General features: G+C 67.3%; 23 protein-coding genes. 15 read left to right on the forward strand and 8 right to left on the reverse strand.

What is annotated here, in order from left to right; genetic code table 11:
• Positions 1–59: 59 nt before the first annotated feature.
• The 4 genes from ACT3UE_RS06510 to ACT3UE_RS06525 form a co-directional block, all read right to left on the reverse strand.
• On the reverse strand, positions 60–806 hold the full coding sequence (locus ACT3UE_RS06510; protein WP_444566451.1) for a GntR family transcriptional regulator: 747 nt from the start codon (positions 804–806) through the stop codon (positions 60–62).
• Between the two features lie 113 nt (positions 807–919).
• Positions 920–1,267, reverse strand: a complete 348-nt coding sequence (locus ACT3UE_RS06515; protein WP_444555003.1) for a DsrE family protein — start codon at positions 1,265–1,267, stop codon at positions 920–922.
• Positions 1,264–2,199 (reverse strand): cytochrome c biogenesis CcdA family protein, encoded by a 936-nt coding sequence (locus ACT3UE_RS06520; protein ID WP_444566452.1) that lies wholly within the window; start codon positions 2,197–2,199, stop codon positions 1,264–1,266. The genes ACT3UE_RS06515 and ACT3UE_RS06520 overlap by 4 nt, the downstream gene beginning before the upstream one ends.
• Complete coding sequence (locus ACT3UE_RS06525) at positions 2,200–3,006, reverse strand: thioredoxin domain-containing protein (RefSeq protein ID WP_444555001.1); 807 nt, start codon at positions 3,004–3,006, stop codon at positions 2,200–2,202.
• Positions 3,007–3,132: 126 nt separating this feature from the next.
• Between ACT3UE_RS06525 and ACT3UE_RS06530 the strand changes: the two genes are divergently transcribed.
• The 5 genes from ACT3UE_RS06530 (at position 3,133) to ACT3UE_RS06550 (ending at position 7,630) form a co-directional block, all read left to right on the forward strand.
• Positions 3,133–3,696: a hypothetical protein gene (locus ACT3UE_RS06530; RefSeq protein ID WP_444566453.1), complete on the forward strand. Its 564-nt coding sequence runs from the start codon at positions 3,133–3,135 to the stop codon at positions 3,694–3,696.
• Positions 3,693–4,124, forward strand: coding sequence for a BlaI/MecI/CopY family transcriptional regulator (locus ACT3UE_RS06535; RefSeq protein WP_444566454.1), 432 nt, complete (start codon positions 3,693–3,695; stop codon positions 4,122–4,124). Before ACT3UE_RS06530 ends, ACT3UE_RS06535 begins: the two co-directional genes overlap by 4 nt.
• Positions 4,125–4,398: 274 nt before the next feature.
• Positions 4,399–6,174: a glycerophosphoryl diester phosphodiesterase membrane domain-containing protein gene (locus tag ACT3UE_RS06540; RefSeq protein WP_444566455.1), complete on the forward strand. Its 1,776-nt coding sequence runs from the start codon at positions 4,399–4,401 to the stop codon at positions 6,172–6,174.
• A 44-nt stretch (positions 6,175–6,218) separates the two neighbouring features.
• Positions 6,219–6,734 (forward strand): glutathione peroxidase, encoded by a 516-nt coding sequence (locus tag ACT3UE_RS06545; RefSeq protein WP_444554997.1) that lies wholly within the window; start codon positions 6,219–6,221, stop codon positions 6,732–6,734.
• Positions 6,731–7,630 carry an alpha/beta hydrolase fold domain-containing protein gene (locus tag ACT3UE_RS06550; protein ID WP_444554996.1) on the forward strand — a complete coding sequence of 300 codons (900 nt, stop codon included), beginning with the start codon at positions 6,731–6,733 and terminating at the stop codon, positions 7,628–7,630. Before ACT3UE_RS06545 ends, ACT3UE_RS06550 begins: the two co-directional genes overlap by 4 nt.
• 33 nt (positions 7,631–7,663) lie before the next feature.
• Here ACT3UE_RS06550 and ACT3UE_RS06555 read toward each other — a convergent pair whose 3' ends face one another.
• Positions 7,664–8,803 (reverse strand): PQQ-dependent sugar dehydrogenase, encoded by a 1,140-nt coding sequence (locus tag ACT3UE_RS06555; RefSeq protein ID WP_444554995.1) that lies wholly within the window; start codon positions 8,801–8,803, stop codon positions 7,664–7,666.
• A 250-nt stretch (positions 8,804–9,053) separates the two neighbouring features.
• Here ACT3UE_RS06555 and ACT3UE_RS06560 point away from each other — a divergent pair, with 250 nt between their 5' ends.
• Entirely contained in the window at positions 9,054–10,052 is a 999-nt protein-coding gene (locus tag ACT3UE_RS06560; protein WP_444554994.1) for a hypothetical protein, read from the forward strand.
• Positions 10,053–10,084: 32 nt separating this feature from the next.
• Here ACT3UE_RS06560 and ACT3UE_RS06565 read toward each other — a convergent pair whose 3' ends face one another.
• Positions 10,085–11,095: an Lrp/AsnC family transcriptional regulator gene (locus tag ACT3UE_RS06565; RefSeq protein ID WP_444554993.1), complete on the reverse strand. Its 1,011-nt coding sequence runs from the start codon at positions 11,093–11,095 to the stop codon at positions 10,085–10,087.
• 154 nt (positions 11,096–11,249) lie between these two features.
• On the opposite strand from ACT3UE_RS06565, the gene ACT3UE_RS06570 reads away from it, so the two are divergent.
• Positions 11,250–12,668, forward strand: coding sequence for an MFS transporter (locus tag ACT3UE_RS06570; protein WP_444554992.1), 1,419 nt, complete (start codon positions 11,250–11,252; stop codon positions 12,666–12,668).
• Positions 12,665–13,861, forward strand: coding sequence for a M20 family metallopeptidase (locus ACT3UE_RS06575; protein ID WP_444554991.1), 1,197 nt, complete (start codon positions 12,665–12,667; stop codon positions 13,859–13,861). Before ACT3UE_RS06570 ends, ACT3UE_RS06575 begins: the two co-directional genes overlap by 4 nt.
• On the opposite strand, the gene ACT3UE_RS06580 is transcribed toward ACT3UE_RS06575, so the two are convergent.
• The gene (locus ACT3UE_RS06580) at positions 13,848–14,168 is read right to left on the reverse strand and encodes a DUF2316 family protein (protein WP_444554990.1); all 321 of its coding nucleotides are present in this window, start codon (positions 14,166–14,168) and stop codon (positions 13,848–13,850) included. The two genes, ACT3UE_RS06575 and ACT3UE_RS06580, sit on opposite strands and share 14 nt — an antisense overlap.
• 141 nt (positions 14,169–14,309) lie before the next feature.
• On the reverse strand, positions 14,310–14,477 hold the full coding sequence (locus tag ACT3UE_RS06585) for a ribbon-helix-helix protein, CopG family (RefSeq protein WP_444566456.1): 168 nt from the start codon (positions 14,475–14,477) through the stop codon (positions 14,310–14,312).
• Between the two features lie 657 nt (positions 14,478–15,134).
• Between ACT3UE_RS06585 and ACT3UE_RS06590 the strand changes: the two genes are divergently transcribed.
• The 7 genes from ACT3UE_RS06590 to ACT3UE_RS06620 all read left to right on the forward strand — a co-directional run bounded on the left by ACT3UE_RS06590 (position 15,135) and on the right by ACT3UE_RS06620 (position 22,353).
• The gene (locus ACT3UE_RS06590) at positions 15,135–15,614 is read left to right on the forward strand and encodes a hypothetical protein (RefSeq protein ID WP_444554988.1); all 480 of its coding nucleotides are present in this window, start codon (positions 15,135–15,137) and stop codon (positions 15,612–15,614) included.
• Between the two features lies 1 nt (position 15,615).
• The gene (locus ACT3UE_RS06595) at positions 15,616–16,320 is read left to right on the forward strand and encodes a hypothetical protein (RefSeq protein ID WP_444566457.1); all 705 of its coding nucleotides are present in this window, start codon (positions 15,616–15,618) and stop codon (positions 16,318–16,320) included.
• Positions 16,321–16,322: 2 nt separating this feature from the next.
• Positions 16,323–17,229 (forward strand): IS5 family transposase gene (locus ACT3UE_RS06600; protein WP_444566472.1). Its coding sequence is split into 2 segments (ribosomal slippage): positions 16,323–16,688 and positions 16,690–17,229, totalling 906 coding nucleotides; the frame shifts between segments, so codons are not numbered across the junction.
• 1,033 nt (positions 17,230–18,262) lie between these two features.
• The gene (locus ACT3UE_RS06605) at positions 18,263–18,970 is read left to right on the forward strand and encodes a FadR/GntR family transcriptional regulator (RefSeq protein WP_444554986.1); all 708 of its coding nucleotides are present in this window, start codon (positions 18,263–18,265) and stop codon (positions 18,968–18,970) included.
• Entirely contained in the window at positions 18,967–19,929 is a 963-nt protein-coding gene (locus tag ACT3UE_RS06610; RefSeq protein ID WP_444566458.1) for an asparaginase, read from the forward strand. Before ACT3UE_RS06605 ends, ACT3UE_RS06610 begins: the two co-directional genes overlap by 4 nt.
• Before the next feature lie 89 nt (positions 19,930–20,018).
• The gene (locus tag ACT3UE_RS06615) at positions 20,019–21,431 is read left to right on the forward strand and encodes an aspartate ammonia-lyase (protein WP_444554984.1); all 1,413 of its coding nucleotides are present in this window, start codon (positions 20,019–20,021) and stop codon (positions 21,429–21,431) included.
• A 79-nt stretch (positions 21,432–21,510) separates the two neighbouring features.
• Complete coding sequence (locus ACT3UE_RS06620) at positions 21,511–22,353, forward strand: ArsR/SmtB family transcription factor (RefSeq protein ID WP_444566459.1); 843 nt, start codon at positions 21,511–21,513, stop codon at positions 22,351–22,353.
• The last annotated feature ends 11 nt before the right edge of the window (positions 22,354–22,364 follow it).

The following is a 22,364-nucleotide window of genomic DNA, read 5'->3' on the forward strand; positions in this document are numbered from 1 at the left end:
GCCGGTTCTGGGAAGCCCCCGGATGGTGGCAGTGGTCGGCGCGCCGGGAGGCGGCGGGGTCAGCGGGCGGCGGCGGGGGCCGAGGGATAGGAGGTGGTGACGGTGAAACGGTCTCCCCGGATGAGGGTTTCGCGCCATTCCACCGCCTGCTCCCCGGCCAGACCGAGACGTTCGATGAAGAAGACGGCGGTCCCCTCGGGACAGGCCAGGCGCCGCGACTGGGCCCCGTCGGAGGCCAACGCGTGCAGGGTTTCATGTCCGGCGCTGAGGGTGATCGAGCACCTGCGGCGCAGCACCTCATAGAGGGCCGTATGTCTCAGATCGGCCTCCAGGACCGACGCGGCAAGGTCGGCGGGCAGCCAAGTGTCGTCCACGGCGATGACGTCGCGGTCCGCATAGCGGGTACGGGAGATGAAGACGAGTTCGGCATCGGCCGCCAACCCCAGATGGGCCGCCGCCGTGGCGGAGCGGCGCAGCTCGGCGACCTCGACGACGCTGCGCTGGGTCATCCCGGCGTTCTCGACGGCGGCAAAGAGGCTGTAGACGGGGCCGAACCGTTGTTCGTCCACGACGTTGACCACCGAGGATTGCCTGCCGCGTTGGGCCGAAAGCAGCCCGGCCCGACGCAGCGGGGCCAGGGCGGCCCGGATGGTGGACCGGCTGACCTCGTATTCATCGGCCAGGGCCATTTCCCCGGGGAAGCCGTCGACGAACTCCCCGCGGTCGATCCGCTCCTTGAGCCGATCCTGGACCGCTTGCCAGAGGGGGACCTTGCGCCCTGGTTGATCCCGTTGCCCGGTGGCCATCGTCTCCCCGCCTCGCTGTCTATGGTGCCGGCCGGTTGCCGGACGCCCGGACGCCGAGAACTGACGTGCCGGCTCCCGGGACCGATGCTATCGCGGGTCGGGCCCGGGCTGCCTCAGATGCGGACGTAGGCGGCCCCCTCGCCCTGCCGGCGGGCCAGCTGGGCGATGGCTGCCGGCACGTCGCGGACCCCGGGGGCCAGCTCCGAGACCTCCACCCCGGCCGAGCGCAGGGAGTTGGCACAGGCACTGATCGCCACCCGTCCCGTGCCGAGCAGCTCCGTGATCCGTGCCGAGTCCTCCGCCGGGGCGGCCAGCCGGGTCACCGACGGACCCTGGACCACGATCTCCACCTCGGTGCCGGGCAATTCGGCCAGCGCGTTGGCGGCGATCCTCAAGGCCGTGGCCAGATCGGGGAACGGCGCCTGCCCCGGTCCGGCCAGGTGCAGCACCAGGGAGTTCATGGTGCCTCCGTTCCCGCGCCGCTGGTGGCCCGTTCGCCCGACTGGCCCGAACCAGCGTCCTGCGAGCCGGCGTCGTGCTCCGCGTCCTGCCCGTTCCCCGGGTCTTCGGCCTTGAGGTGACGGCGGACCGCCAGGATCCACCAGCCCAACAGCACCAGTCCCAACAGTGCCGGCCAGGCCCAGCCCGGCAGCGCCTGGTCGACGGAGCCGGCCGCGGCGGAGACCTTGTCCATCACCGAGGCGGAGATCAGTTCATTGGAGGTGACGAGTCCGCCGGTGGCCAACATGACGACCCCGACGGCCACGGTGACCACCCCGGCGATCAACATGTTGGTGTTGAAGCGGAACCTGCCCAGATACACGGTGCGTCCGCGCAGCCAGCCGGCCTTGAACACCCCGGTCCGACGGATGATGCCGGCCACGATCAGCACGGGGATCACCATGCCCAGGGCGTATATGGCCAGCAGCAGTCCTCCCGAGAGGGCACTGCCCTGGGCCAGGACGAGGGTGAGGATCGCTCCCAGGACGGGGCCGGTACAGAATCCGGCCACCCCGGCGGCGGTCCCCAGCAATACGGCCCCACCCAGTGACGGAGTCGCTGGACCCTTGCGCCGGGCCCGGCTGGGCAGCAGCTTGCCGACATCGAATCCCCCGCCCAGGATCTGCACGACCCCCAGGGTGATGATGACCCAGGCGGCCACGACGATCAGGGCCCGGCGATCCACCGCGATGGTGCCCCCGAGCCAGCCGATGCCCAGGCCCAGCGGGACCAGGGTGGCCAGCATGCCGATCAGGAAGGCCAGCCCCAGGGCCGAGAGCCTGCGGGTGGAGGTGGCCGCATGGGCGAAGAACGCCGGAAGCAGCAGGGCGTTGCAGGGGCTGAACAGCCCCAGCACTCCCCCGACGAAGGCAAAGAGCAGTCCGGCCTCCATCTACTTCTCGTCCTTTTCAGCGGCCTTGATTTCCTTGTCGATGGCCTCGATGAAGTTCTCCGTGGGCTGGGCGCCGACGAACGGGGTCTTGTTCAGCAGGAAGGACGGGGTGCTGGTCACGCCCAGCTCCATGGCCTCGTCGATGTTCTGCTGCACCACATCCGGGGCGTGGACCCCGTTCATGTCCTCGATGAGCTGATCGCCGTCCATCCCGAGCTTCTCGGCGGTGGCCTTCAGGTTCTTGTCCTCGAAGGCGGAGGCATCGGCGATCTTGCCGTCCTTGGACATCTCCTCGTGGAATTCGAGGTAGCCGTCCTGCATGGCCGCCGCCTGGGCGGCTTCGGCGGCCTTCAGGGACGCATCGCCGAAGATGTCCAGGTCCCGCCATTCAATGCGCAGCTTTCCCTCGTCGACGTACTTGTCCATCAGGGTCGGCAGGGTGTTGGCCGTCCATTTGGCGCAGAACGGACACTGGAAGTCCGAGTAGGCCACCATGACCACCGGCGCATCCACATCCCCCACGGCGGTGGGATCCTCCGGATCCACGCGGGCCATGTCCGGGACCTCGACGTCCTCGCCCGGGGCCTGCTCCTGCTGGGGTGGTTGCTGCTGTTGCTGTTCCTGCGGTGCGGCGGCCGGGGCCGGTTCGGAGGGGCTTCCGTTGCCGAAGGGCAATTGCATGCCGATCAACAGACCGATGACGAGGGCCACGGGGATCGGAATGATCCACACCCATGGCAGTTTCCTGGCTCCGCCGTTCCGGCGGCCCGGCGTCGCCGGTTCGTCGTGCATTGGTGTTTCAGACATGGGGGTGCTGCTTTCGATCGATTAGCTACTATGTTGCATAGTATCTCTACTATCCTTGATAGTAGATAGAACGGCGACGATCAAGTTTTCCGTTGAAGATCACACACCACCCAGGAGCCAGTACCCATGTCACGCCCCGCACGACCGCGCATCGGCTTCACACGCCGCATCACGTTGGCCGCGACCGCCCTGAGGTGGTGGGGGCCCCGGCAATGGATCATCGCCGCCCTCGGCGCCCTGGGCATCGGCGTGCTGCTCGGCGTGGCCACCGTCCTGATCCCCAACGACTTCTTCAGCCGCGACATCGCCCCCACGGCATGGGACCGGCCGGTCTGGATCGCCACGTCCCTGCTCTCCGGACTGTTGGTGGGCAGCTATGTCAGTCCCCGCGGGGCCGCCCCGGCCCCGGAGGACTCCTCGGCCGACGGCGGTTCGCGTTGGGGGTTGGCCGGTGGGCTGCTGGCCTGGTTCGCCATCGGTTGCCCGGTCTGCAATAAGATCGCCCTGTTGGCCCTGGGGTATTCCGGCGCAATGGCCTACTTCGCGCCCCTGCAGCCCTGGATGGCCGCCCTGGCCCTGGTCATGACCTTCGGCGCCGTGATCTACCGGCTCTCGGGCCAGGTCGAATGCCCGGTGTCGATCCCGCGACCGGATGCCCTACAGGAGACAGCGGAAAGGACCCAGGCATGAGCACCACCACCACCGGCGAGGCCGCCGTCGAGCCCGGGGCATCGCCCCGGCAGCCCCTTCTGCCCTTCGACCCCGGAGAGGCCCCCCGGGTCGGCACCCTGGAACGCCGGGTCCTGGACGTGCTGTGGAAGACCAAGCAGACCCACACCACGCGCAGCATCCTCGAGGAACTGGCCACCGGCGAACCCCCGCATCCGGCCTACACCACGGTGGCCACGGTGTTGGGGCATCTGGTGGAGAAGCAATTGGCCACCCGGGAACTGACCGGCCAGGTCTGGTCCTACACCGCCGCGTTTAGCGGTTGTGAATTCTCCGCGGCCCATATGGTCCGGGCGCTGGGCGAAACCAACGACCGGCGCAGATGCCTGGCCAGCTTCGCCACGTCGCTGGATCCCGCCGACCGCGCCTACCTGAAATCCCTGCTGTAGCCTCTCCCCCCCGGGCCCGTCCGGCCCGGCGACTCGACCCCGCCGAACGCACCGGATACCCGGTCCCCCGCCCCGCATTGGTAAAATGGTACGGATCTTTTAACCCGTCACGGCCCGTGGCGGTCCGGAACCACCGAGGCAGGGACAGGGGGAAGACGCCATCGGCCAGCGCAACCAGCATGAGCAACCGGCCGGGACCGATGCCGCCCCGACCGCCCGGCCCGGGAGGCTCAGGGCGTTCCTGACGGGCCTGTCGGTCCCTGCCGGGGTACTCGTGCTCTGGCAGGGCATCATCCTGGTGTTCGTACTGCCGTTGGTGAAGTTCTTGTTCACCCACGCATTGGCGCTGGCCGGGACCCCGAACCTGACCGACCGGAACTTCCCGCGGATCCTGCATAGTCCCCCGTCGGTGTTGCTGTTCCTGGCCATCGGGTTCATCGCCTTGGGCGCACTGGCCCTGCAATACACCTCGGTCATCGCCCTGGTGGGCAGGATCCGCGCCGGGTCACGGCATCCGGGAACGACGGCGGGACGCCAGGCCTGGCGTGCGACCGGCAAGGCGCTGGGGCTGCAGGCCCCGCTGGTGGCCCTCTACGTCTTCCTGCTCATGCCGCTGGGCGGGTTGGCCGATCTCTCCCCGCTGACCCGCGATATCGGGGTCGCCCCGTTCGTCACGGCCGAGTACCTCAAGAAACCGTTGAGCATCAGCTTGTACCTGTCGATGATCAGCGCGCTGGTGTATCTGAACCTGCGCCTGTTGCCGACCATCCCGCTGCTGGTCACCCGCGGGCTGACCCCGTTGCGGGCCATGCTCACCAGCTGGCAGGCGACCTGGACCCCACGCCTCCGCCTCCCGGCGATCCTCGCTGCCCCGCTACTGGCCGCGGTGCTGACCTTCGATCTGCCCTCGCGCACCGTGGCCTGGGCCGCGACCCTGCCCGGGGCCGTGCTGGACACCGATTCCCATCTGGTGGCCACCCTGGGCCTGGGGGCGGCGCGGGCGGCGGACTTCGTGCTCATGGTCATCGCCACGGTGGCGCTCATCCGGGTGTTGCTCGCCTGGGTGGATCGGCGGGTTCCGGCCGGCCGGGCCTCCGCCTCGCCCGCCGGGGCGGTGGACCGCCCCGCCGCCGAAGCCAACCGGTCGCCGGGCCGTGCCGCACTCCCCCTCGGGGGACGTCGGCTGGCGCTGCGCACCACGGCGGGCGCCGCGGTGGTGGCCATCGCCATCATGGGCGCCCCCGCGGTGGCCGCCGCTCCGGCCCAGACTTCCGACCCCCTGGTCATCGCCCACCGCGGGTGGGTGTGGGGCGGGGTCGAGAACACCCTGGGCGCCTTGGAATCGGCGGCCACCCAGGACCCCGATCTGGTGGAGGTCGACGTCCAGCAGACCAAGGACGGACACTTCGTCGCCAGCCATGACACGAACCTGCTGCTCCTGACCGGCCACAACGTGGACATCTACGATCTGACCCTGGCCGAGGCCGAAGCCACCACAGTCAGTGCCCGAGGCTTCAGCGACCACATCCCCTCGATGCTGGACTACGTCCGCCGGGCCCGGCAGTTGGGGATCAAGCTCCTCATCGAGCCCAAGGTCCACGGCCATGAAACGGACGACTACCTGGACCGCTTCATCGCCGAACTCGCCTCGGTGGGACCCCTGGACGACAACATCTACCATTCCCTGGATGCCGACCTCGTGGAATCGCTCAAGGCCCGGCGCCCCGACCTGTCCGTGGGATACACCATCGCGATGACCGTCGGCGGGATCCCGGACGTGGACTGCGATTTCCTGGTCGTGGAACAGGCCTCCTATTCCAAGCAGTTCCTGGACCAGGCCCGCGCGGCGGATCTGCCCGTCTATGTGTGGACGGTCAACCGCGAGGACCGCATCCGCAAATACCTCTACGACGGCGTCGCCGGAATCGTCACCGACCACCCGCAGCGGGCCAGGACCCAACGGTCCCGGGTCCACGCGCATCCGGGCACGGCGTTCCCGCTGCGCGATGTGGTCAAGCATCTGGCCAGCGTGATGCCGACCTCGCATTAGGTACCAGGGGGAATGTCCCAGGCCCCGCAGGGGTTGGCCCGGATATGGACCTGACCACGGTTCCCCTGACCACGATGGATGAGCGCACCACGACCCTCAACGACTACGCGGGCCAGGTGGTCATGGTGGTCAACGTCGCCTCGCGCTGCGGACTATCCGGACAATACGAGCAGCTCGAGGAACTCCACCGCACCTATGCCGATCGCGGTTTCACCGTCCTGGGTTTCCCCAGCAACCAGTTCCTCCAGGAACTGCGCAGCAACGAGGCGGTGCTCCAGTACTGTTCGACGACGTACGGCATCACCTTTCCGGTCTTCGACCGCCTCCGCGTGAACGGCCGGAACGAGCACCCGCTGTATACGGAGCTGAAGAAGACGAAGGACGCCACCGGGAAGGCCGGACGCGTGCGCTGGAACTTCGAGAAGTTCCTCCTGCTACCCTCCGGACAGAGGCTGCGCTTCCGTCCCCGGACCACACCGGATGCCCCGGAAATCATCGCGGCGATCGAAGCCAACCTCCCCGACCAGCCACCGACCGATCGGACACGGAACCAGCCATGATCCTTCCCGAGCCGCTCATCCCCGTCTTCCTGAAGGCCACGAAGGCCGGAGAAGAGTTCATCTCGGAGGCCGCGGCCCACCGACGGGTCCGCGAAGGCACGCTCCGCCCGGCCCCCTACGGTCCACCGCGGGGGCTGCGGAACGACGTCGGCATCACCGTGGCGCGCACCGCGGCCGGATGGCCCGCCTACACGCTGCGGCCCCGCAATCCCGGGGCCCGGGGGCACCTCATCTACGCCCACGGCGGCGGATGGGTCAACGAGATCTCCCCCCAGCATTGGCAGCTCGCCGCGCAGATCGCCGCCGAGGCACGGACCACCGTCCATGTGCTGATCTATCCACTGGTCCCCTTCGGCACGGCCGGGAGGGTCGTCGACGGTTTCACCACCGAGGTCCTGAAGTGCCTGGAGAGCGCCGAACCCACCGTCCTGGCCGGGGACTCCGCAGGAGGCCAGATCGTCCTGTCGACCCTCCTGCACCTGCGCGACCGGCACCAGGTGACCCTGCCGCGGACGATCGCCATCGCCCCGGCGGTGGACCTGTCCATGAAGAACCCCGAGATCGCTGCCGTCCAGCCCAGTGATCCGTGGCTCGGCACCCGGGGCACCCAGGTCTTCATCGACCTGTGGCGGGACACCCTGGACGTGGATGACCCCACGGTCAGCCCGCTCAATGGTGACTTGGAGGGTCTGGGCCCCGTGACGCTCTTCTCCGGAACCCGAGACATCCTCAACCCCGACGGCCGGCTCTTTGCACAGCGCGCCGCCCGGGCCGGCGTCGACGTCGAATACGTCGAAAAGCAGGGGCAGCTCCACGTGTATCCGCTGCTGCCCACGGCGACCGGGCGTGCCGCCCGCCAGCACATCGTGGCGCGGGTCCGCGAAGCCACCGCGTAGCCGTCTTCCTCCGCCGGGCCGCCGTCAGCCGGCTCAGCTGCCGCGGACCCCGACCCTGAGGATCTGATCGTCCTCGGGACCGGGGCTGCCTCGTCCGTCAGTGTTGTTGGTCAGGATCCAGAGGTCCCCGTCCGGGGCGGTCGTCACCTGGCGCAGCCGGCCGAACTGTCCCACATAGTGTTCGGTCGAGGTTCCATCCTCAAACACCGGAACCATCCGCAGGGCGGCCCCCCGCAGATTGGCGATGAAGATCGCCCCGGCGGTGATGGTCATCCCACTGGGGCTGGCCTCGGCGGGAGGCCATTGCTGGACGGGATCGGTGAAAGCGTCCTCGTCGGCGATGCCTTCCACCGTCGGCCAGCCGTAGTTGGCCCCGGCGGTGATCACGTTGAGCTCATCCCAGGTGCTTTGCCCGAATTCGGTGGCATAGAGCGTGCCCACGGCGTCCCAGGCCAGCCCCTGCGGGTTGCGGTGCCCGAGGCTGTAGACGTAGGAGTCCTCGAAGGGGTTCGAGTCCGGGATTCCGCCGTCGGGCTCCATCCGCAGGATCTTCCCGCCCAGGCTGTCCCGGTCCTGGGCCAATGAGCGGTCGCCGGTATCCCCGGTGGTGGCGTAGAGCATCTTATCGGGGCCGAACCCCAGCCGCCCGCCATTATGGTTCGTGCCGGCGGGAATCCCGTCGAGCAGGGTTTCGACACTGCCCAGTGCCAGCGACCCCGGTTGGCCAATGAGTTCGATACGCTGGATCCGGTTGCCCTCGGCCCCGGTGGAATAGGCGTAGAGCTGTTCGGTCCCGCGCATCGCCAAGCCCAGCAGCCCGCCTTCCCCGCCATGGACCACTCCGGGGACGACGCCGATCTCCCGGGTTTCGCTGTCCTCCCCCAATTCGAGGATGCGCCCCGAGTCCCGTTCACTGATCAGGGCCGTTTTCTCGCGGAAGACCACCGACCAGGGCGCTTCCAGATCCTCGGCGACCACTTCGGGATCATCCTTCAACACGGACAGGGTCGGGGCGGCTTCTGCGGGCCGGATGGACGAACCGGCGGGGGCCGATCCCTGCCCGGGCGCCGGGGGTGCAGACTCGTCCGTGGGAGGTCCTGCGGTGCAACACGTCAGTGCCAGAGAGGCGACGAACCCGGTGACAGCGAGAAGCGAACCGCGCGGCACGTGCATGCATGGCCTCCTGGCCGGCTGGCTGTTCACCAGGCGTGGGCAGCAACCTCGCTGGCGGGAACGCCGCAACCGGCTCCGACGGCGGCCCCTTCCGCCCAGTATGGACGCTGGCCTGCCAAAGCGCACCCGTGGCACGCCCGGGCGATCCGCCGGTCCGGCCTCCACGGCCCGGGACCCACGTTGACGGGCGGGCGCCCGGCTGAAAGGGTTGGTGCTCTTCGACCACCCAACCTCCGAGGGACCCCGATAGATGAAGATCGTGATGTATCTGGCCGCAGTCGTCGGCGGCCAGGTCTTCACCACCGGTTTGCTGGCGTGGGTCCTGGCCACCTCCTCGGCGAGGTCCCCCGGGGCCGTCCTGTTGGCGGCGTTGGCGCCGACGGCCTTCGTGGGGGCCGCCTGGTGTCTGGGGACCCGCAGCGTCGACGCGCCGGTGCGGACCCCGGGCACCGCGTGGACGGCTGCCTTCGGCACGGGGTGGCAACGCAGCGGATCGGCCCTGCTGGCCATCGGCATCCTGGCCACCCTCGCCCACGCGCTGACCAATGGAAACTCCGTCTGGCCCGCGCTTGTCCTGGTGGCCAGCGGCTTCGTCTTGAGCGGCTTCGGGATCGGCACCGGGCGGTGGATCCGCGCCCGCCGCCCGGATGAGCTGATCAGTGGGCCACGCAGGATGCCCGCGGCCGAACGCCTCCAACGGCAGATGGCCTGCCTGGTCGCGATCGGCTCACAGGCCATCTTCTGGATTTCATTGCTGGCCGGGGCCCCTTCCCGTCCCACCGGCGACACCGGACAGCTGGTCTACCACCTGCTGGGCAACACCCAGCTGGCCCTCTACGCTACCGGCCTGGCCGCCATGATCTGCGGGGCCTACCTGCGGGACCAGGTCCTGCACGATGCCCGGGTCAACAGGGACCAGACGGCGCTGTTGCGTCGGATCATCCGTGGGAGGACGCCGCTGCCCCAGGACGCCGAACTCCGCCGCCAGGCGCTGCGGTTCGCGCTGTCCATGCCCTACCAGTCGTTCTTCCGGGCCATGGTCTTCCCGCTGTTGTTCCTGGCGCAGGCGCTGCAGTACTACGTGGGGGTCATCCGGGGCGAAGGATCGTTCTTCGGCCAAGTCACCTCGTTCGCTCTGGCCGTGGGCCTGGTCCTGTCCACGGCCCACTTCCTGCGGTGGGGACGGGCGGCCCGCCGCTTCGCCCGGCGACAGCCGCAGGGGCCCCCGGTCACCACCCCCGGGGGCTGACACCGCGCGGACCCCGGTCGCCACCGGCGGATTCAGCGTCCGGAGCCGGCCTCCCACAGCGGGACCGGGACCGTGCCACAGGAGCGGCCGCCGGCATCGAGCAACCGGCCCGCCCGCTTATAGTGCCGCACGGTGGCCTGCCGGGATACCACCGTGCACCCCGGGGCCCGCCGGGCCAGCTCCACCTCGAGCCCGCGGACCTCGGAGAACTCATGCACCCACAGGGTCGCCAGCAGGTTCGCGGCCCCCAGCACCTCGGCGCTGAGCCGGCAGCCGGGAAGGTTCCCCAGATAGGCCCCGATCTCCTCCACCGAGGTCGCCGGAACGCTGAGCAGCAGGGAGACCTCGCGTTGTCCTGCCTCGATCTCCAGGGCGGCGTCGCAGCGCAGGGAGAGGAACCCCGAATCGAGGATCTGGCTGATCCTGCGTTGGGCCGTCTGCGCGGATACGCCGCATTCCTGCCCCAGCCGGGCCCAGGACATCCGGCCATCGGAGGACAGCCCCCGCACCAGGCGGGTGTCCAGCGCGTCGGGGACGTGGCCGCCCCGCACCGGCCGTGCCGGGGCGCCCAGTTGGCGTACCTGGGCCGGCTCCAACGTCCCGGACCGCCATTCCGAGGCCCCGCGGTGCAGGGTGGTGGAGAACATCACGTCACGGTGGACCAGCCCGGGAAGCTCGGCGAAGGAGCGGGTCAGGGTGCGCATCAGCTCGTCGTGGGAGGAGGCATAGCAATCGACCAACAGGTCGTGGGGTCCGGAGACCAGCGAAACGGTGGCGAACGCCGGATCCAGGCAGAGCCGTTCGATCAGTTCCGCCTGTCGGGCCGGGGTCGAAGTCAGGTAGGCGAAGGCCGACCAGCCGGCCTCGAGGTACTTCGGCCCCGGGAACGGGGTCACCCAGGCGATGCCGGCCTCGCGCAGGGTCTCCCAGCGGCGGGCCAGGGTCACCGCCGAAACGTCCAGGACCGTCGCGAGCTGCTCCCAGTCGACGCGAGGGGCAATCTGCAGGGCGTGGATGATCTTGAGATCAAGTTCCGAGATCATGGACGATTCCTTCGTGAGTAATCCAAATAATGATGTTTCCACTGGATTTTCCGTGCCCTGACCGTACACCTTCAAAATAGGTGATGTACCGCACATCGGAGGTTCGGCCCCCAGGGCCCGGCCCCCGGCAGAGCCCACCCACCAAGGATTCCCCATGAGAACCACCCACGAGGCCTCCGCACCCATCGTGCGGCGGACCATCACCGGCATGATCGTGGCCATGGCGCTGATCGAGGCGCTCAGCGGCGTCACGCAGGGCTATCTGAACCCGATCCTGCCGGCCCTGGGCCCGAGACTGGACATCGACGACCCGACCATCAACGGGATCTTCCTGATCTCCAACGTCTCCTTCGCGGTGATGACCCCGATCATCTCCCGGCTCGGTGACAGCTTCGGTTATCGACTGGTGCTGCGCTGCTCCACGGTCGTCGTCGCCGCCGGGGTCCTGCTCATGGCCCTGGCCCCGACCCTGCTCACCGTGAGCATCGGCGTCGTCATGCTCACCTGCGTCGTGGGTTTCATCCCGCTGATGATGGGCATCCTGCGCGTGACCAGCTCGGCCGACACCCGGCGCGGCGTCAGCGTCATGATCGGCACCTTGATGATCATGGTCGGATTCGGCGGCCTGCTGGCCGGTCTGATCGGGGCCCACGATCCGGCCCGCGGGTTCTGGGTCGGGGTGCCGTTCGCCCTTCTGGCGCTGCTCATGACGTTCTTCCTGCCCGACGCCGGGGCCCCCACCCGGGAGCCGATCGCCCTGCTGCCGATGACCTGCTGCTCCCTGGGGCTCGTGGGCCTGGTCATCGCCCTGTCGATGGGCCCGGACTGGGGCTGGCTGTCGGCGAAGACCCTGCTCGCCGGGATCATCGGGGTGGGCCTGCTGCTGTGGTGGACCCGCATCGACGCCCGCGCCGAGAAGCAGTTCATCAACCTGCGCCTGCTGGCGGTCCCGCGCGTACGCAGCGTCTCGCTGGCCACGTTCTTCTTCGGCTTCGCCTCGGTCAGCTATTTCGGGACCAACGGGATCTTCCTGCACGCCGACGCCGAGGCCGCCGGCTACGGTTTCGGACTCGATCCGCTGGCCATCGCCCTGGTCCTCGCCCTGGCCTCGGTCCTCGCCCTCGGCGCCTCGCTGCTGACCGGCCGGGCGCTGACGGCGATCGGCGAACGCACCACCTTGATGCTGGCCGGGGCGACCCTCGCCTCGGGGTTCGTGGTCATGGCCCTGGGGCACGGCTCCTTCACCGGATACTGCGCCGGCTTCGCCTTGTTCAACATGGGCATGGGCATCTACCAATCGGCCACCCGGGCGCTCTCGGTCGAAGGGGTCCCGCTGGAGGAAACGGCCACGGCCGCCGGACTGAACGAACTGGCGCTCTCGGTGGGCATCGCCGTGGGTGCGGCGGTGGTCAAGATGCTCTCCTCCACCTTCGCCGCCGACGGCCATATCCTGATGAAGGGGATGATCGCCATCTGGATCACCCTGATCCTGGCCGCCCTCGTCGCCACCTTGTTTTCCCGCGGGTACACCCCGGTCACCGCATCCGCCCCCACCGAAGAGGTCACAGCATGAATCCGCACCAGACCCGGCACGACGCCGGTCCCGCCATCCAGGAACCGGCCTCCACGATCTCCCGGGCCTTGGACCGCGATCGTGCCACCGTGCTGGAACTGAGCCACGCCCTGCATGCCGACCCGGAGCTCGGCGGGAACGAACACCGCTCCGCGGCCCGGGTGCGTACGGTGCTGGCCGGGGCCGGCTTCGACTTCCCGGACCACCAGCCGGACTCCCCCACCGCCTTCCATGCCACCACCGGTTCCGGGGATCTGGTCGTGGCCGTCTGTATTGAATACGACGCATTGCCGGGGCTCGGCCATGCCTGCGGACACAACGTCAACGGGGCCATGGCGGTGGCCACCGCGCTGGCACTCGCCGACGTCGCCGAAGAGCTGGGCCTGACGGTCGAGGTCTTCGGTACTCCCGCGGAGGAGACCACCGGAGGCAAGGTCGATCTGATCAACGAGGGCTTCTTCTCAGGGGTCCATCTGGCCTTAATGGGCCATGCGGCCGATACGGACGGGGTCGGCTCCGCCTCGTTGGCCCTGGGCTGCTGGGACGCCTACTTCTCGGGGGTTCCGGCGCATGCGGCAATGAACCCCGCGGCAGGGGTCAACGCCCTGGACGCGGTGGTGGTGGCCCAGACGGCCATCGGACTGGCCCGTCAGCAGCTACCGGCCGGGGCGATCGTCTCGCTGGTGGTCCTCGAGGGGGGCACCGCCGTGAACATCATTCCGGCCCGGGCCCACGCCCGGGTGGAAATGCGGGCCCCGTCGGCCGAGACCCTGGTCCTCATCCAGGACAAGATCCGCACATGCCTCGAGGCAGGAGCCCTGGCCAGTGGCGCCACGCTGGAGATCGAACCGCAGGGCCACGATTTCGCCGATCTGCGCCAGAACCGTTTCCTAGCCGAGTCCTATGCCGCCGCGATGGTCGATCGGGGCCGCGAGGTGCCGCTGCTGGAGGCTCCCGCGGCGTCCACCGACATGGGCAACGTCTCGCATCTGGTCGCCTCGATCCACCCGATGGTGGGATACCCCACCGACGGCGCCACACCCCATACCGCCGAATTCGCGTCCTTCGGAACCAGCGAGGGGGCCGATCAGGCAGTGCTCGACGGCGCCTACGGTCTGGCCATGGCGGCGGTCGCCGCCGCCACGGATCCGCGCGAACGATCCCGGCTTCAGTCGGGGATCAGTCCGCGGTGACCCCTGAACCGGCTCGCGGGGCCTGGCGCAGTTCGAACCACCGGTAGGCCTCGGTCCTGGCCTCTTCGGTCAGCACCGTGTACGCGGCAGGTTCGGCGCCGGCATCGCGGGCCGTCTGCTCGAGGTAGTCGCGCAGCACCCACACATCGACGGGGTCCACCAGTTCGCGTAGCTCCAGCGCCGCGTCGAGCGCCTCGTCGCTGAATTCGAGGTCTTCGCAGACTTGCTCCCGGCTCCGACCGGACAGGGACAGGTTCTTTGCGAGCTCTTCGCTGGTGACCTGGCGTTCGGCTGGTTTCAACGTCATGGGTCGCTCCTTCAGCTGATGGGGTCCTTCCCCTGAACCCTACGCGTCCCCGTCAACCCGTGGGCCTCTTCGTCCGGACTCACGTGCGAAGTCCGTGCCTCAAGCAAGACAAAGCATGCTCGAGCGCGGACTCGTGAACTTTCACGCGCCGGATTCGGCCAGCGCTTCACGGATGATTTTAGAACGGGTCTTCCCCTCACGCTCGGCGCGTGCGTCAACGACTGAGAGCTCTTCCTCGGTCAAGCGAAGCGCGACGACCTGAGACGGCCTCGAGCCACGCCCCGGACGGCCTCGGCCTCGCTTCTTCAACGTGTCGGCGAGAGCCGCTCCGCCCCAGGGGCACCGCCACTCCCGGGCACCATGCGCCCGCCGGATTCCAGGATCCGACGGACGTCGCGGTGCCGGCCCCCCGCCCCGGCAACTTCCCCAACTCGGGCTCGGCCACCGGCGTGGGTGGTATTGATGGCTTCCAGCACGGCGGGGGCCTCAGCGGCCAAGGACTCCATGAGCCGCGAGATGGTGACTCCGAGGCAACGAGCCAGAACGCCGCCGGGTCTTGCGCGACGAATGGTTTGCGCCACGGCAGAACGCGGTGTTCACGGCTGTTGGCAGGCTGACGGTTTTCGCAGTCCCGGTCAGCAGGATGGTTCCGGCTTGGGACGAGACACCGGTCCCGTGCGAATCATCTTGAGGTCGAGGTAGCAAGGAGCAAATTTCTTCATCGTCAGGGTGCTCCTTTTCCGGCCGGAATTAAAGACGAAGTTGGGTCTTGTGTTTTTTAATGTGACTCACATAACATTCGTTGTGTAATGAAATTACAGACCTGCTAGCGGCCTTACAGAAAGGAGATCCATTATGCGTGGTGGCATCAACCCCCGTCCTACCCGCCCCTAATGACTTGCTGAAGTGCCCTGTATGCCATATCGATGGCCAGCAGGGCACTTCTCTAATCAAGAAAGTACTCGTATGAATATTGATGGCATCTATGACAGCTATGTCCGCTCTAGTGCTCGGTACTGCCGCGACCTCTTCCGCGCGGCTCAAAATTTCTTCGCAGCGAATGCTCTTGTCGAAGATGTCATCACTGGATCGGGAGTCCCTACTCCTCCTCAGGTCGACGCCATCTCTTCAACCTTCGCTAAAACCAGCACCTGTGCCATAGAAGCGGTGGCTTCAGTCCAAGAATTCGCCGCGGCGCACAACAACTATCCAGATCAGCAGCTTCTCGTGGATTCTGATACCCAGCAGTGGAGGCTCCGTCGGATAGCTGAGCTCGGGGAGCGGATCGCCAATATGACTTCTGCGCTGAGTTCTGGGGCCGATCTGCAGGAGCAGATCTGGGCTGAGCCAGAATACACTCGCCTGTTCACGGAAATGGCTGACATCGTATGTACAAGCGTGACCTGGCAGCGAAGTTTAGCCCTCGAGACACACGGGGAGTTGTGATTTGAGCATCGCCGACGAGAATCACGTCGACTCCGAGAGCCAGCCGAATCCTTTTCGACGCTTTGCTTTCCGGCAGTGGTATGCAGCTACAACACTGCTTGCTGTGAGCACTTCCACCATGGTGGCAGTAACGCTGGCACTCGTCGACGTCACGGCCAGTGTCGCCCTGGCCGGTCTGATCAGCGGCCTCATTCTTGGAATCGAACTGCTGGTAGTGCCCATAGGGGGTGGCTTGGCTGACGTGATCTCCCGTCGGACGCTGTTGCGCCGTGCGCTTTTCGCGGCACTGGCCGCGAACACCGTGCTCGTCGCCTTGCTGACCACCCTGACCCTGGCAGGGGGTGAAGGAAGAGCCTGGATTGCCTGGGCAGTGGTCGTTGCGCTCGTGGTGTCGGCGGGTGCGGCGGGAATCGCCGATCCCGCCCTCGACGCCTCGGCCCGGTCATTGATTAAACCTCCAGAGTTTCCGCGCGCAATGAGTGCCGAACAGGCACGCAGCTCCACATTGCAGATCGTCGGCAGTCCCGCTTCGGGTGGACTCTACGCCCTCATACCGTCAGCCCCGTTTATGCTTCGCGTTTTATGCGACCTGGGCTTCCTCCTGACCTTGCGACACATTCGCCAGGACCTCGGCCCCGTGACACATGAGGGACTAGGGCGTGTCTCCTTTATTGGCGAGTTTCCGACTGCGAAGCTGGACTGGTGACTATCAATCCAAGGCATCGCGTATTCACTGACGAACAATGGGAACGCATAGAGCCTCTCCTGCCTTCCAATACCGGCAAGAGAGCTCGACCCTTCGAGAACAATCGCCGGATCGTCGAAGGCATCGCCTACCGGTACCGGGCTGGCATTGCCTGGCGTGACCTCCCGCGCGAACACTTCGGCCCGTGGCAGACGGTATGGAAACGCCACCGACGCTACGCCGCCGACGGCACGTGGGACCGAGTCCTGGCCCAGATCCTGGCCGATGCAGACGCTGCTGGTGATATCGATTGGAACATCTCCGTTGATGGGACGATCAATCGTGCTCACCAGCACGCGACGAACACCCGTCGTCCTGAGCAGGACACAGGGGGCTACATCGAATTACAAGAATCTTCCCGATGATGCCTGCGAACCCGCTGGCCACGGGATCGGCCGCTCGCGTGGCGGTCTGACGACGAAGATCCACCATGCCGTCGACGGTCGAGGTCGACCATTGGCGATCGTGATCACTGGCGGCCAGCGCCACGACGGAGTCATCCTCCCTCAGGTGCTGGCTGATATCCGAGTCCCGCGCAACGGCGCTGGCCGTGCACGCACACGCCCTGACTCGGTGCTGGGCGACCGCGCCTACGGTTCCAAAGCCAACCGCGAGCACCTACGGTCTCGTGGAATCACGGCAGTGATCCCTGAGAAGAAGGACCAGATCGCGGCACGGAAGAACCGCGGCAGCAAGGGTGGACGCCCACCAGCGTTCAACGCTATTGCCTACAAGAACCGTAGCGTCGTCGAGCGGTCCTTTGCCTACGTCAAACAGTGGAGAGGACTGGCTACGCGCTATGACAAGCTCGCGATCACTTACCGTGCTGCCGTCGTTATCAGTGCGATCCTGACCTGGCTCCGTCAATAAAGGAGACATGCCCTAGATAAGGACTCAGGTGCCTCCCCTCGCGGCCGATATGCTCAAGCGCTCCTGGGGTACCGGGAGGCTTTGTCGTTTCTACGTCAACACCGTGCCTTACGGCGAGTTCTGGTCGCTGCGCCACTGGTTAATCTCATGGTTTTTTCCGGTACGTCCTGGACGGTTTTGCACCTGGCCTCAACAGGGGTGAACGCGCTAACAACGGGGATCACCGTCGCCGGGTTTGCTGTCGGTGGACTGATTGGCAGTGCCATAGCCCCGGCACTGACAGATCGATTCCCCCCTGGCCCCCTGGCGATCGTCGGGCTGTCTTGGATGACCGCCATCTTTGCCGGGCTATTTCTGTGTGACGGACGACCGTGGACACTGTTTGTCTTGGGCGTCCTCGCAATGCTTCCTTCTCCTGCGCTCAACGGGGGGCTGTTCGCACACGTGTTCGCCGAGACGTCTCCAGGCATGCAGGGACGGGTGATGGCCACCTTCAGCCTTGTCGGCGGACTCGCCACGGTGGCTGCTCCGATCGTTGCAGGAGCCGCCATTCAAGCTAGGCTTGACGCAACTTTGGGTGTCTTCACCTGCGCAATTGGCGCACTCGGAGTTCTGGTGTTGCTCACCTCTCCAGCAGTGCGGGCCATGCCCCGTCCGTGACCGGTTCTCCTCTTTGGCGTCGCGACTGATCGGACTGAGCGAAGACATGGGCCATGGGCATCGGTGGAACGTCACAACAGGAGGAGTAGCCGCCAAAAACGGTTGAGCGGCCTCATATAGATCCTCCTCAGGCCACCATTCCATGATTGGGCCGTACCGAAAATCAGCTCCGTAGGGGTATCGAATCCTGGAGTAGCGGCCTAACCTTTGGGACACTCGTTTGAGCCTGGGCCTTTCACCGGGCTCCGAATTCCAGGGACCGGCGAAAGACCGAAGCAGGGAGCTCGCGAGCATCCGCCGCGTCCAGAGTGTATCGGCTCCGGAGGCCCGCCTGTTTTGACCTCGGACTGTGATCGGTGCCATCCTACTGTTCATGAACCTGTCAGACAGCTGGACAGCAGGACAGCAACCGATCGAGCGCACGAGCGCCCCCGAAGCGGTCTTCGCCTCCCTGCGAAAGGCCATCGAAGCCGGCGACCTGCCCGTGGGCACCAAACTCAGTTCGGAGGCAGCCCTGGGCGCCCGCTTCGGCGTCAGCCGTTCGGTCGTGCGCGAGGCCCTGCGCTCCTGCGCGTCCCTGGGTCTGACCCGCACCGAGACCGGCCGCGGCACCTTCGTCATCGCCGACCACGCCACCACCGACCTGGTGCTGGGCACCTTCTCCTCCACCGACCTCCTCGAGGCCCGCCCGCATATCGAGGGCCCGGCGGCCCGACTGGCCGCCGAACGACGCACTCCCGCGGATCTTGAACGCCTGGCCTCGCTCATGGAGCAGATGCGGACCGAGGAAGACGCCGAAGCCTGGGTGGAACTAGACACCACCTTCCACCTGGCCATCGCCGCCGCCGGGGGCAATGGCGTCTTCATCAAGGTCATCGCGGACATCCGCGAGGCCATGGCCCGCCAGTCCGAGACCATCAACCTGGTCTCTGGCCGCCGCCGTGCCTCGGAAGCCGAACACCAGAAAATCGTCTCGGCGATCCGGGCCCGTGACCCCGCGGCCGCCGAAACCGCCCTGCAGGAACACCTCGGAGCCGTCCACGGCGCCGTCGACCATCTCGTGAAGAACGGATCCCAGTGAATCTTCCCTCCCACGCCCCGCTCGCCGTCCAGACCCGAGGCGATGCCGTCGAATCCGTCCACTACGGATCCCTGATCACCACCGCACCCGACGGGAGCATCTCCTCCAGCATGGGCGACAGCCAGGCGGGCTTCTACCCGCGCTCGGCCCTGAAACCACTCTTTGCCGTGGGCATGGTGCGCGCCGGCCTGGCCGTGTCCAGCGAACAACTCGCCCTGGCCGCGGCCAGCCACTCCGGTTCCGAGCGCCATCAGGACATCGCCGCCTCCACCTTGGCCGACGCAGGAATGGACGCCTCGGCCTTGGCCAACAGCACCGACCTGCCCTATGGCGCCGAAGAACGAAGCGCCTGGCTGCAGGCTGGAAACGGCCCCACCCGACTGGCCCAGAACTGCTCGGGCAAACATGCCGCGCTCGTCGCCCTCTGCGTGAAACGTGGCTGGCCCGTTCAGGGCTACCTCGACACATCCCACCCGATCAACGAACTACTGCGCAGCACCGTCGAGGACCTCACCGGCGAGAACGTCGGCACCACCAGCACCGATGGCTGCGGAACCCCCGTCTACACCCTGTCCCTGGCCGGGGTCGCCCGGGCCTTCGGCCGGTTGGCCGCGGCCGCCGAGGGCACCGCGGAACGTGCCGTGGCCGATGCCATGCGCGCCCACCCCGAGCTGGTCGCCGGCGAGGGACGTGATGTCACAGCCATCATGCGCGCCGTCCCCGGGCTGGTCGCCAAGGACGGTTTCGAGGGCATCCAGGCCATCGGCCTGCCCGACGGCACGGGACTGGCCCTGAAGATCTCCGACGGCGGGGACCGGGCGCGGATGCCCGTCGCCGCGGCGGCCCTGTCCCGGCTGAGCGGCGATCCCTCCCTGGCCGCGGCCCTGCACCCCTTCCTGGCCGTCGGCGCCCTGGGCGGCGGCGAACGCGTCGGCGAACTCACCGCCGTCCCCGCCTGATACTTCCGGGACCGGCCGACACCGCCGTCGTCCCCTCCCCCGCTTTTCCCATACCCACCCAGAGCAACACCCTTCAGGAGCATCACCCCATGTCCATCAGCACCTTGGCCGCCACCCGTCTCGAACACGATCTGATCGGTGACCGCGAAGTCCCCGCCGAAGCCTACTGGGGCGTGCACACGCTGCGCGCCTCGGAAAATTTCCATATCACCGGCCAGCAGGTGGGCTCGAACCCGCACCTGATCCGCGCCCTGGCCCTGGTCAAGCAGGCGGCGGCCCGGGCGAACCGCGAACTCGGTCTGCTGGACGCCACCCGTGCCGAAGCCATCGATGCCGCCTGCGCGGAGATCGCCGGGGGCGCCCTGCATGACCAGTTCATCGTCGACGTCCTCCAGGGTGGTGCCGGGACCAGCACGAATATGAACGCCAACGAGGTCATCGCCAACCGGGCCCTGGAGATCCTCGGCCACGCACGTGGGGACTACCAGCACCTGCACCCCAACGACCACGTGAACCTCTCCCAGTCCACCAACGACGTCTACCCCACGGCAGTGAACGTGGCGGCCTCCTTCACCGCAGCCCCGCTGCTGGCGGCCATCGAAGAACTCGAAACCGCATTCCAGGCCAAGGCCAGCCAATTCCGTACCGTGGTGAAGATGGGCCGCACCCAGCTGCAGGATGCCGTACCAATGACGCTGGGCCAGGAGTTCGGCACCTACGCAGTGACCATCCGCGAAGACCACGACCGGTTGGCCGAGTCCCTGGAGCTGGTTCATGAGATCAACCTGGGAGCCACGGCGATCGGCACCTCGCTCAACGCCCCCGACGGCTATACCGAGTCCGCCTGCCGGCACCTGGTCGAACTGACCGGTCTGCCGCTGACCACCTCCCCCGACCTGATCGAAGCCACCCAGGACGTCGGCGCCTTCGTGCACCTTTCCGGCGTGCTCAAGCGCGTGGCCGTGAAGCTCTCCAAGATCTGCAACGATCTGCGCCTGCTGTCCTCCGGCCCGCGGGTGGGTTTCAACGAGATCAATCTGCCGGCCGTTCAGGCAGGGTCCTCGATCATGCCCGGCAAGGTCAACCCGGTCATCCCCGAGGTCGTCAACCAGGTCGCCTACCAGGTGGTCGGGCACGATGTGACGATCTCGATGGCCGCCGAGTCCGGACAGCTCCAGCTCAACGCGTTCGAACCGGTGATCGTGCACTCCCTGTCGATGTCGATGCGCCACCTGGAAGCCGGCTGCCTGACCCTGGCCCGCAACTGCGTGTCGGGTATCACCGCCAACGAGGACCTGCTGCGGGCCAACGTGGAGAACTCGATCGGCCTGGTGACGGCGCTGACCCCGCAGCTGGGGTACGCCACCTCGACGGCGATCGCCATGGAGGCCCTGCATTCCGGCCGCGGGATCGCCGACCTGGTGCTGGAGCAGAACCTGCTCAGCCGCACCGAACTGGAGGAGCTGCTGCGCCCGGCACGCCTGGCCAACCTCTCCGAATAGCCCCTGTTCCCCGGGGCCACGCGCCGCCCCGGGGACCGGCAGGCCTTGACATTGGATTCCCTGGTTGAAGAATCGGAAGATGAGCACCCCCGTAACGCAGACGTTCACCGCCTTGGGCGATCCGGTGAGAGCGACGATCGTCGACCACCTCTCCGCGACGGATGCCACGGTCGGTGACCTGGCCGCCCTGTTCGAGATCTCCCAGAGATCCCTGACGCGGCATCTGGGCGTGCTGGAACGCGCCGGGCTGATCACCCGCCGTCGGGAGGGCCGGACGCGCCGCGTTCAGTTGGAAGAACAGACCCTGGATGCCGCGCACCATTGGCTCCAGGAGCGACGACGTCGGCTCGAGCACCGCCACCGACGTCTCGGCGCCGTACTGGCCCGCCTTCCGGAGCACTCCGATCCAACCGTCAGGGGAAAGATCATGAATCCGCACGACATCCACCATCCGGGACTGACCGAACACCGCCGCGTCGGCGAACAAAGCGTGGTGCACCGGCGCGAATTCTCCGCCCCGGCCGCCTTGGTCCAGCGCGCCCACACGGACGTGGAACTGTTCAGGCAATGGATGGGCCCGCGGGGGACCACAGTCCGCGTGGAACGCTTCGATGCGGTCACCGGAGGGGCGTTCCACTACATCGTCGAAGCCGAGGGTGGCGGCAGCTGGCCGTTCCACGGCTCCTATCATGTGGTCTCTCCCGGGCTGATCGTGCATACCTGGGAGTACGAGGAGGACCACGACGTCACCTTGGAGACGCTGCATTTCGTCGATCACGGCGACGGATCCAGCGCCCTGGAGGCCACCTCGACCTACCCGTCCAAACACGCCTGCGACGCCATGATCGATTCGGGCCTGGACGCCGGGATGGACGAGGACTTCGAACGTCTGGACACCGTGCTGAAAGAGGCCCTCGGCTGAGACCTTCGGCG

It is taken from the genome of Arthrobacter sp. 179, assembly GCF_052379645.1.
Taxonomy (GTDB): domain Bacteria; phylum Actinomycetota; class Actinomycetes; order Actinomycetales; family Micrococcaceae; genus Arthrobacter_H.